At 42.4% G+C, this 10,830-nt stretch carries 7 protein-coding genes; 2 read left to right on the top strand and 5 right to left on the bottom strand.

Features of this window, described 5'->3' with window-relative positions; translation table 11 throughout:
* Window positions 1-317 precede the first annotated feature (317 nt).
* The 3 genes from SLU01_RS04545 to SLU01_RS04535 form a co-directional block, all read right to left on the bottom strand.
* Window positions 318-1,289, bottom strand: coding sequence for a proline dehydrogenase family protein (locus tag SLU01_RS04545; protein WP_147055796.1), 972 nt, complete (start codon window positions 1,287-1,289; stop codon window positions 318-320).
* Between the two features lie 122 nt (window positions 1,290-1,411).
* Window positions 1,412-3,118, bottom strand: coding sequence for a methyl-accepting chemotaxis protein (locus tag SLU01_RS04540; RefSeq protein ID WP_147055794.1), 1,707 nt, complete (start codon window positions 3,116-3,118; stop codon window positions 1,412-1,414).
* A gap of 146 nt (window positions 3,119-3,264) precedes the next feature.
* On the bottom strand, window positions 3,265-4,695 hold the full coding sequence (locus SLU01_RS04535) for an amidase (RefSeq protein WP_246110872.1): 1,431 nt from the start codon (window positions 4,693-4,695) through the stop codon (window positions 3,265-3,267).
* 466 nt (window positions 4,696-5,161) lie between these two features.
* Here SLU01_RS04535 and ilvA point away from each other — a divergent pair, with 466 nt between their 5' ends.
* Window positions 5,162-6,424 carry a threonine ammonia-lyase IlvA gene (gene ilvA, locus SLU01_RS04530; protein ID WP_147055807.1) on the top strand — a complete coding sequence of 421 codons (1,263 nt, stop codon included), beginning with the start codon at window positions 5,162-5,164 and terminating at the stop codon, window positions 6,422-6,424.
* Between the two features lie 47 nt (window positions 6,425-6,471).
* On the opposite strand, the gene dacB is transcribed toward ilvA, so the two are convergent.
* Window positions 6,472-7,950 carry a D-alanyl-D-alanine carboxypeptidase/D-alanyl-D-alanine endopeptidase gene (dacB, locus tag SLU01_RS04525; protein WP_246110871.1) on the bottom strand — a complete coding sequence of 493 codons (1,479 nt, stop codon included), beginning with the start codon at window positions 7,948-7,950 and terminating at the stop codon, window positions 6,472-6,474.
* A gap of 212 nt (window positions 7,951-8,162) precedes the next feature.
* Window positions 8,163-9,581: an NAD-dependent succinate-semialdehyde dehydrogenase gene (locus SLU01_RS04520; RefSeq protein WP_147055792.1), complete on the bottom strand. Its 1,419-nt coding sequence runs from the start codon at window positions 9,579-9,581 to the stop codon at window positions 8,163-8,165.
* Between the two features lie 181 nt (window positions 9,582-9,762).
* On the opposite strand from SLU01_RS04520, the gene selD reads away from it, so the two are divergent.
* A complete protein-coding gene (gene selD / locus SLU01_RS04515; protein WP_147055791.1) occupies window positions 9,763-10,812 on the top strand; it encodes a selenide, water dikinase SelD in 1,050 nt (349 codons plus the stop codon).
* Window positions 10,813-10,830: the final 18 nt, after the last annotated feature.

Raw genomic sequence — 10,830 nt, 5'->3', positions numbered from 1 at the left:
GACCGGCGGAGCATTATTTTCCTTCGCACGGGACATTAAGCGCCGTTTAATTGACCGGCGGAGCATTATTTTCCTTCGAACGGGACATTAAGAGCTGTTTAATTGACCGTGGGAGCTTTATTTTCTGTCGCCCGGGACATTAAGAGCCGTTTAATTGACCGGCGGAGCATTATTTTCCTTCGCACGGGACATTAAGCGCCGTTTAATTGACCGTGGGAGCCTTATTTTCCTTCGCACGGGACATTAAGAGTAAAAAGAAAAAGCTGTTCGGAAAATCAGTTTGTACTGACTTTCCGGACAGCTCCATGACTGGATACTTATTTCTTTTTAGTTAAACGGCCGAGCAAGAATGCACCCGCTGCTAAACCAATCATCGTATTTGTTTGTTTCGTGAATACTTGTTTCACAACAAGGTTCATATTTTGCGGTCTTTCAGCAAGTCTGCGCATGAAATAGCCATACCAATCTTGACCGAATGGAACGTATGTACAGAAGTTGTACCCTTCCTTCGCCAAATCCAATTGCATTTCTTTCCTAAAACCGTAAAGCATTTGGAATTCGAATTTTTCGTTTGGAATATTATTTTCTTTCACGAATTGTTTTACATGATTGATGACGTTATGGTCATGTGTTGCAATTGACGTGAATTTGCCGTTCAATAAATGCCATTCGATTAATTTGATGTAATTTTTGTCAATCTCCTGCTTGTCCTGATAGGCAACTTCTGGAGATTCTTTGTACGCCCCTTTAACAATTCGAAGACGATAATTTTTATGTTGATGCAAGTCTTCTTCCGCACGGAAAAAGTATGCTTGAATAACTGTCCCAATATTATCGTAGTTCTCAGAAAGCTCATCCAGCAAGTTGAATGATGGTTGGAGACGTGCATTGTCCTCCATGTCAAAATTCACGAAGATGCCGTATTCATGTGCTGCTGAAACGATCTCCTTAATGTTTTCTTTGCAAAATTCATAATCGATATCAAGGCCTAATTGAGAAGGCTTTAAAGAGATGTGTGCATCTACGCCATTCTCATGGATGGCTTGGATCACTGCTAGAATTTGATTTTTGGCAGCAGTCGCTTCTTCCTTTTCAAATACGAATTCGCCCAAATTGTCGACAGTACAGGAAATGCCATGTTTGTTTAATTCTTTGATGCTTTCAATTGTCTCGGCAATGTTTGTTCCCGCCACGACATTTTGAGCACCTAGTTTCAAACCGTATTTTTTCGCTGCGCTATTCAAAAGCTGATTTTGAGATAGGCCAATAAAGAAGTCTTTTAAGATCATTTCGATTACTCCTTGAGAAAAAGTATTATTTTCATCATGCATTATATCACAGGATTCACTATTCAACATATATTAAACAACAAAATTGATGAATAAATTACCATAGTTCATAACATAATTTTTTATAATTTAAATTTATCGACAACTCGTTCAAGTTTTTCCGCCATCTTGTTCGTTTCTAATGAGCTATTTGCAACTTCATTGATAGAAGCGTTTGTTTGTTCGGTCGCAGCTAAAATATCATTTGTTTTCCCTTCGATTTCCTGGATCGCTTGCGTCAGGTCATGGATAAGTTCAACGACGGATACAGATTTCTCAGCTTCTCCGCTCATCAAAGTGGAGATTTGATTGATTTCACTAACTGTTTTTGAAACAGCTTCCGCTATATTGCTTAAAGATTCTGCCGTCAATTGCGCTGTTTGACTGCCCGTTTCGACGACCTTAGTACTCTCGTACGCTGAAATGGCCACTTTACCAATTGTTTCAGTAATGTTGAGAACAATCTTTTCAACTTCCTGCACTTCCTCATTGGATTGTTCGGCTAATTTCCTGACTTCTTCAGCTACAACCGCAAAGCCTTTTCCGTGTTCTCCTGCCCTAGCAGCTTCAATCGATGCATTAAGCGCCAACAGGTTTGTTTGAGCAGCTATGCCGGATATGGAGTTTGTAATCGTTTGGATTTGACTTGTTGCTTCCATCAAGGCTTCAATTCGATTGCTTACGTCCGCAGATGAATGGCGGATCTGATCCATGTCCCTGCTAATGTTGTTCGCAAACTGTTGTCCTTCTTGTGCAGCCTTCATTGTCATGTCCGAATTTATCGCCACTTCATCTGCTTTCACTTTCGAACTTTGCAAGTCATCCGCAAGGGATCCTAGTAGAGAAGATGCATGTTCTGCATGGCTCGTTCCACCGGATACACTTAACGCAACGTCACTCATACTTTCAGCAACCATTTCAATGGCGTTATTCATATCCCCCAGGGTAGTCGCTGTAGTTGTTGAATTTAACATGAGCTGATGGGATGTTCCCTTCATGGTTCCAATCATTTCTCTTAGATTAACAGTCATTAAATTCAATGTTTCTGCCAGATCGCCAACTTCATCTTTTTGACTAACCTTTACAGGTTTCACATCCAAGTTGCCTTCTGCTATTTCTTTTGCTTGTGCAATCAATTTTGAAATCGGATTCGTTTTTCTGCGCAGAAGCAATATTGTAACAAACGCTGCGATCAACATCGGAATCAAGCTAATGAAAATACCGTCCCTTACAACTTCCCAAGTTCGGTCAGCAACGATGCTTGCATCAAAATCGATGACACTGATAGCGATGATTTCTTTTGACGAATCATGATCTTTGTATATCGGTGCATAGCCGGATAAACGTTTCATTCCGCCAAATTCAATTGGGTCCGAATATGTGGAATGATTCATCTCGACGAGCATCGCAATCGCTTCTGAGTCTAAAGGAATTTGATCTCCTGGCTGAAAACCTTTTGCAGCCAAATTATCATCCATTGCAAGCAGCTTGCCGTCCAAGTCAACTATGTATTGCGTTTCAAAGATATCTTTATGTTGCACGGTCCAATTCAATTCTTTGCCGATCTTTTCACTTGTTGCAACATCTCCGGCAATGGCTTTATCTACGTCATCCAGACGAATGAGGCCTGTCGTTATATTGGCACATCCATAAGCTTCAATTCCTGCTGCGTCGTATAGTTTGTCGTATGCCGTTTTATAGTTGGCTACTGATGTGATGACAAGCATGGCGACAAGAATACCGACGATGATTGTTCCTAACTGGAAAGTAAGACTGCGTTTTCTATTCATATTACTCTTCCTTCCTATTACCTAAAAATAAAACCAGGATAGTTCTAACCGTCTACATCATACACTATATTCATATGAATTCATAATGATTTTCTGGTATTCTATAAAATAAATAAAAGTGTCCAAGCTAGTTGGACACTTCCCTGTCATTCGGCTCTTGAATACCCACCGAATTTCTTTTCGATATAGGAACCAAGCGCAAAAATTGCATCTTCATTTCCATTCTTTCCGATGATTTGGAAGGCAATGGGCATTCCGTCCGCATCGATTCCTACCGGTACAGTTAACGCTGGTAGTCCCCATGTGTTTGCGTAAGCGGTATAAGGCATATATTGAAGGAATGTCTTCCTTATTGAAAAAATCTCCTTATACACACCTCCATGCAATGGAGCTCCTGTATGGTAAACCGGTAAAATCATCAATCTTTTTTCTAGATAATCGTCTAACAAGGCATCTCCTTTTTCCAATAGCCCTTTAATCTCATCTGTTCGTTTTGCAGACGGTTTGAATAAAGAAGCGCCGATTAAGGCCCAAGATAAGTAACGATGAATTTCTGACTTCCCAGTAGTTTTTTCTTTAATATATGCTAAATGCGGATTGCCAGTTTCATGACCGAATGCCGTCTTTTTCGTAGATTCTCCGCCATCGATCGACATGATTTCCTGCCAAAGTATGGATGAATCGTCTAAAAGAGGAACAGGTTCCCGCTCGGTAGTGAAGTCATTTTTCAAGGATAGATACACTTGATTCAAAAGCATTGTTGTTTCATTTGAAATCGGATATTTCGTCGTCCTGAAGACATTAATCGTATACTCATCCAGGTTTTGTTCCGCCATTTTTTGATTTGCGATAAGGCTATATACCATTTTAGCGTCTCTTACTGATTTGGCGATTGGCCCGATGCCGAGCATTCGTTCCTGAAGTTCATCCTCCACAGGCGGAAAACTGCCAGTTTGGGACACCTGCCCATTTCCCGATTTAAAGCCGATAACACCATTGAAGTGGCTCGGAAAACGGATAGAACCGCCGATATCCGACCCTAAACCAACAGCAGCTCCACCTAGCGCGATTGCGGCCCCTTCCCCGCCGCTGGAACCACCTACAGTCCGTCTCAAGTCCCGTGGATTATTCGTTCTACCATACAATTTATTGTCCGTTTCTTGGCAAAAGCATAATTCCGGTGTATTTGTTTTACCAAGTATGATGGCTCCCTCGGCTTTCAGCTTCGCTACGACATCTGCATCATGCTCTTGAACCAGCCCTTTTCTTCGGAGTAGTCCTCCGGTCGTTTCCATACCAGCAACGTCAAATGATTCTTTCATGCTTATTGGGACTCCGAATAATGCACCATCCGCTTCCCCGTTCGCTAATGCTCGATCCGCTAACTCGGCTTCTTCCAGGGCTTTAGCAAATCGGTCTTCCGTCAGAAAGTTGACAGTCGGATTTTTCTTTTTTATTTGGTTGATGTATATGGAAGTAATCTCTGACACAGACATTTCTTTCTTCCTGATCATATCCGCTATTTGCATAGCGTCTGCATCCAATACGAAACTAGTTTGTTCAAGTGCTTCCTTCACATTCTCCACCCCTTTTTTCTAAACTATCTTTCTATTCATTATAATGGAAGGATAGGAGAGTGACAAATGTATAGAAGCTTCCTCCGCAGCGGAAGAAGCTCCCTGACATACTATAAAAGATTCATGAAGATCACAATGAGTATGATGAGGAATGCTACTCCTAAAGCCGCCCATTGACCTCCGTCCGGTTTATCCGGCCTGCTATCCCATCTTTGCATGTAACCATCTCCTTTTTTATATGCCATCACTATTATAAAATCCCCTTCACCCTCAACTCCTAAACAGATACACGGGATTTTATATTCTTATAAAGAAAACGCTTTCATTATTAATTGAATTTTAAGCCTTGAATAATTTATTAAAATTAATGAGCAATTATGAACAATCTTATGTCCTTCTCTAAGTTTTCATGTTATTATAATAAAATCTTCATTCAATGACGGAGGGGAAAGAGCGTATGACAAAAATGCTAAAGAGTGAAACAAATACGGTACAGGTGGAGGATATCCTCATCGCCAATCAATTGCTTAAGGATGTCGTAGCCCATACACCTCTGCAAAAAAACCAACGGCTATCAGAGAAGTATGATTGCACCGTCTATATTAAGCGTGAGGATTTACAACATGTACGATCCTTCAAATTACGCGGAGCATTTTATAAAATCAAAAGGATTGAAATTGAAGCCCGGGAAAACGGCATTGTCTGTGCAAGTGCGGGCAACCACGCACAAGGTGTCGCTTATGCATGCGCCCAATTAAAGATCAGCGGTAAAATCTTTATGCCACAGACAACACCGAAACAGAAGGTCAATCAAGTGGAAATGTTCGGGAGAGACTTTGTGGAAATCATTTTGGTTGGCGATACATTCGATGATTCTTCAGCGCATGCGATCAATTGTGCTGAAGTGGAAAACCGGATTTTCATCCATCCATTTGATGATAAGGATATTATCGCAGGTCAAGGGACGGTAGCCGTGGAAGTGATGAATGATATTGAAGAACCGATTGATTTCGTTTTTGCAAGCATCGGCGGCGGCGGTCTGATGTCGGGGCTTAGCACATATATTAAGAACCTGTCCCCTATGACAAAAATGGTCGGCGTGGAACCGGAGGGTGCAAGCAGTATGAAGGCTTCCATCGATAAAGGTGCCGTTACGACACTTGAGACAATCGACAAGTTTGTCGATGGTGCAGCTGTAAAGTGTGTCGGGAATAGTACGTTCGAAATTTGTAAGAAGTATGTTGACGATATTATTGGTGTCCCAGAAGGCAAAGTATGCACTGCCATTTTGAATCTCTATAATGAACATGCAATCATTGCGGAACCGGCTGGTGCCCTTCCGATTGCAGCGCTGGATTTCTACAGGGATCAAATTAAAGGAAAATCTGTTGTTTGTGTTATTAGCGGAGGGAATAATGACATTGGCCGGATGCAGGAAATAAAAGAGAAGTCGCTATTATATGAGGGGCTACTCTATTATTTCATCATTAATTTCCCACAACGCGCAGGGGCATTGCGCCAGTTACTGGATTCAGTTTTAGGACCGGATGATGATATTACAACTTTTGAATATACGAAGAAGCATAATAAAGAAAATGGACCGGGGCTTGTCGGTATTGAATTGAAGCGAAAAGAGGATTATCCAGGTCTGTTGCAGCGAATGGAACAGAACGGCTTTCCTTTTACGGAAGTGAATAAGGATAGCACTTTATTTGAACTGCTTATTTAAAGCAAAAAATTCGCAAACGGAATGCATCATACCGTTTGCGAATTTTTTTAAGAGTTTGCAAGTATTGTTGCAATCCGATCAATCGTGGGGGTTGTACTTTTTGCCTGGCCTTGTGTCAATACAGTAAAAATGAGCGTTTCGCCATTTTTTGTTTCTACATAACCCGCCAATGAATTCACATGGTTTAAGCTCCCCGTCTTCGCAATGACCTTTCCTTTAACAGCTGCGCCTTTTAATCTGTTTTTTAAAGTGCCTCCGACGAATCGATCATTCATCCCGGCAACCGGGAGACCTTGGACGAAACTACCATACCACGGTGCTTGTCGAACGAGATAGAGCAATTCTGTCAATTGTTCCGATGTCACTTTGTTTTTATGTGACATGCCGGACGCATCTTCAAAAACCCATTCGGTTGGATCTAAACCGATAGATTGCGCGTATTCACGCATAACGCGCAACCCCGCGCTCCAACTGCCTTGTCCATATACTTGTTTCCCCATCGTCTTCGCTAAAATTTCAGCATGCGTATTATTGCTTAGTTTCATGAACGGTCTCATTAAGCTTTTCAATGGCATCGATTGTTTTGACGTAATGATTGTCGCATGAGTCGGGGCTTGTCTTCGTGCTGTTTTTGAGGATGCCTTGAATGTTATCCCTTTTGCAGAAAGCGACTTTTTAAATACATCTAGTGTATAGGCTGTAGGGTTTGAGACGGTTACCCATTCTCTTTTTCCCGTGCTCCCTACAGGAACATTTCCGGTAACAATAATATTGTTTGTGCCATACTGCCGTTTGATCGATAATGTGTTTTTTTGACCTTTTGGTACTGTTTTCGATTTATTGACAATCGTGACAATTCCTGTATCTGGCGTCAAAGTCACTTTTGATTTGTAACCATTTTTTGTTGGTTTTGCATCTACAATTACAGTTCCTGCGTCGTAATCTGTATTCGGTGATAATGTGAGACCTGCTATTTGAGCGGCATAATAATGTGTTTCATCACTTTTATCGATGCTTGGTGATAACCGGACAGAGTCGAACCATGTATCGTCCCCGATCAGATCGCCTGTTATTTGCTTAACGCCCAATTTAGCTAGGGTTACAGCAAATTGATCCAAATCCTTTTTCATCAGTGTCGGATCTCCTTGCCCGCGCAAATAAATGTTTCCATTCAATACACCCTTGGAAATGGAGCCATCTGTAAGCAAATCCGTATGGAATCGATATTCTTCTCCTAACGTTTCGAGCGCTGCAGCAGAAGTGAGTAATTTTAAAGTTGAAGCGGGTGTTACTTTCTTATCTGCATTGGATTGGTAAACAATCTCCCCTGTAGAGGCTTTCCGGACTGTAACACTACTATTAATAGATTTCATAGTAGCATCGCCCATAATCGCATTCAGACTTTTTTCCATTGAGTGATAGGAACTTGCTGCTTGTACCTCCGAATGCTCTGGAGTAACCGTGAACACAGCCGCGAACGACATCATTATAGCCAGAAAGACCATGGCAGTTTTTTTGAAAACCAAACGTATTCCCCCTTATTCTAAGTTGTCGTTTTCAGTCTACCATTTTAATGGAGGTAGATAAATAGATTCTATAACAATAATTCATTTTTTCATTAATAATAGCACTACTTATATCTTCCATTTATGTAAGACATCATAGAAAAAGACTGTAAACAATCGCTAATGCGACCGCCTACAGTCTTCTTATTCAAAACTTCAATTATCCAAGCGAATTATAGACCTACCGAAATATACTTCACTTCGATATATTCATCCAGCCCATAATGTCCGCCTTCCCTGCCAAGACCACTTTGTTTGAAACCACCAAATGGGGCTTGCGGTGTCGATGGCAGGCCGTCATTCACTCCTACAATGCCGTACTCCAGCTTTTCGCTCATCCGGATTCCTCTTGATAAGTTTTCCGTGAATACGTACGCAGCTAATCCGTAAATTGAATCATTGGCTCGTTCCAATACTTCTTCTTCCGTCTTGAAAGTTGTAATTGGTGTGACAGGACCGAACGTTTCTTCCTGCATGCAAACCATTTCATCAATCACGTTTACTAAAACGGTCGGTTCATAAAACAATCCAGTTTGTGGTTTTCCGCCCGCCAAGAGCTTCGCACCCTTTTTCACCGCGTCATCGACATGAGCTTGAACTTTATTGACAGCCTTTTCATCAATGAGAGGGCCGATTGTTACTTTTTCATCCAATCCATTCCCCATTTTCAATCCTTTTACCCGATCAACCAATCTTTCAGAAAAAGCGTCTACAATAGATTCATGGACGTAAATCCGATTTGCGCATACACATGTCTGGCCGGCGTTTCTAAATTTCGCTGCAACGACGCCTTCAACAGCCTTATCGATATCACAATCGTCCATCACGATTGCCGGTGCATGCCCGCCTAGCTCCAATGAGATTTTTTTGACGGTTTCAGCCGCTCCTCTCATCAATAACTTGCCGACTTCAGTCGATCCTGTAAACGTCAGTTTTCGAACACGCGTATCTTGAAGCCAAGTTTCCCCAATTGCACTGGCATCTCCTGTGACAACATTTATCACCCCTTCAGGAATACCAGCCTCTAAAGCTAATTGAGCTAACTTAATAGCGGTGATGGGTGTTTGTTCGGCAGGCTTGATGACGACAGTACAACCCGCTGCAAGCGCCGGTCCTACTTTTCGAGTGATCATGGCAGCCGGAAAATTCCATGGCGTAATGACGGCCGTCACACCGACCGGTTGTTTGTGGATGAAAATTCTTTTACTAGAATTGCTTGCCGGAATCGTTTCTCCGTAAATCCGTTTTGCTTCTTCCGCATACCAAGAAATGAATCCATTCGCATAATTGATTTCTCCGCGTGCTTCAGCCAAAGGTTTCCCTTGTTCTTCAGTCATCGTTTTTGCAAGTTCCTCTACATGCAAGTCAATCAGATCATGCCATTTCATCAAGAAAGTGCTGCGTTCATAAGCGGATAGCTTTGACCATTTTTGAAATGCAGTGTAGGCCGCATCTACTGCCATGCCAGCTTCCTTCGCACCTCCGTCAGGTACCGTAGCGACCGTAATACCTGTCGCCGGGTTGATGACGTCAATTAAAGGAAGACCTTCCCCGACATTTTTTCCGTCAATAATCATTGAAAAAGTATTCATCTACATGACCTCCTCAATTTATCTCATTATCACTGTACACTGTACCATGATTATTCCCTCGATTCCCTTTCTAAGGGTTGAAAATGTTGGAATGGATGTTTTTTGAAACTCCTTGCACTATACGTTCGTTTCGATTGTGCTACACTGTTTTTATATTACATCCTGAAAGGCGGTCAAACCGATGGAAACATCAAACTCTGTTAAATTAACATCACTTACTACAAAAGGAGGCTGCGGGTGTAAAATTGGGCCTGCGGATTTATCACAAGTGCTTCAATCCCTCCCCCCTGCTGCATTCGATCCAAACCTTCTCGTCGGCCTTGACACGAGTGACGATGCCGGCGTTTATAAATTGACAGAAGATATCGCGATCGTGCAAACGCTCGATTTTTTCACACCAATTGTCGATGATCCTTATGATTTCGGTCAAATTGCAGCGACAAATGCGATTAGTGACGTATACGCGATGGGCGGTAAGCCGATAACTGCACTTAACATCGTTGCGTTCCCGATTTCAAATTTAGACAAAAGCATCCTTTCAGATATTCTGCGCGGCGCAGGAGACAAATTGAAAGAAGCAGGTGTCACGCTTGTCGGCGGCCATTCAATCGATGATCAGGAGCCTAAATTCGGACTAGCGGTGACAGGCACCGTCCATCCTGATAAGGTCCGTACGAATGCGGGCGCCAAGGCAGGCGACAAATTAGTGTTGACGAAGCCGATCGGTATCGGAATCTACACGACGTCTTTAAAAAATGGCGCTCTTTCGACTGATGAAATCAAACAAGTGACTGCAGTCATGACGACATTGAATAAAACGGCTGCGGAAGTGATGGCACCATTCTACATCCATGCAGCAACTGACGTGACCGGGTTCGGTCTTCTAGGTCACGCGACCGAAATGGCAAAGGCTAGCAAAACTGGCATCCGGATTTTTGCGGATCATGTGCCGATTCTTCCACGTACGAAGGAGCTTGCTGAAGCAGGAAGGATTCCAGGCGGAACGAAGAGCAACTATAATCATGTTGCTGACGCAGTTACGTACTCCGAAAGACTCGATCAAACGGACCGTTACATTCTATGCGATGCGGTAACTTCAGGTGGTCTCCTCCTATCGGTATCTGCTGAGCATGTTGACCAACTAGTAGCTGAGATGAAAGAGAACGGCGTCAATGCTTCCATCATCGGGGAAGTAACTGACAAACACCCTGGTATGATCCATGTTGAATGACCCTAATAGAAGGTGAAG

Source organism: Sporosarcina luteola (genome assembly GCF_007991495.1).
In the GTDB taxonomy this organism is placed as follows: Bacteria; Bacillota; Bacilli; order Bacillales_A; family Planococcaceae; genus Sporosarcina; species Sporosarcina luteola.
This window is presented reverse-complemented; position numbering and strand designations above follow the sequence as displayed.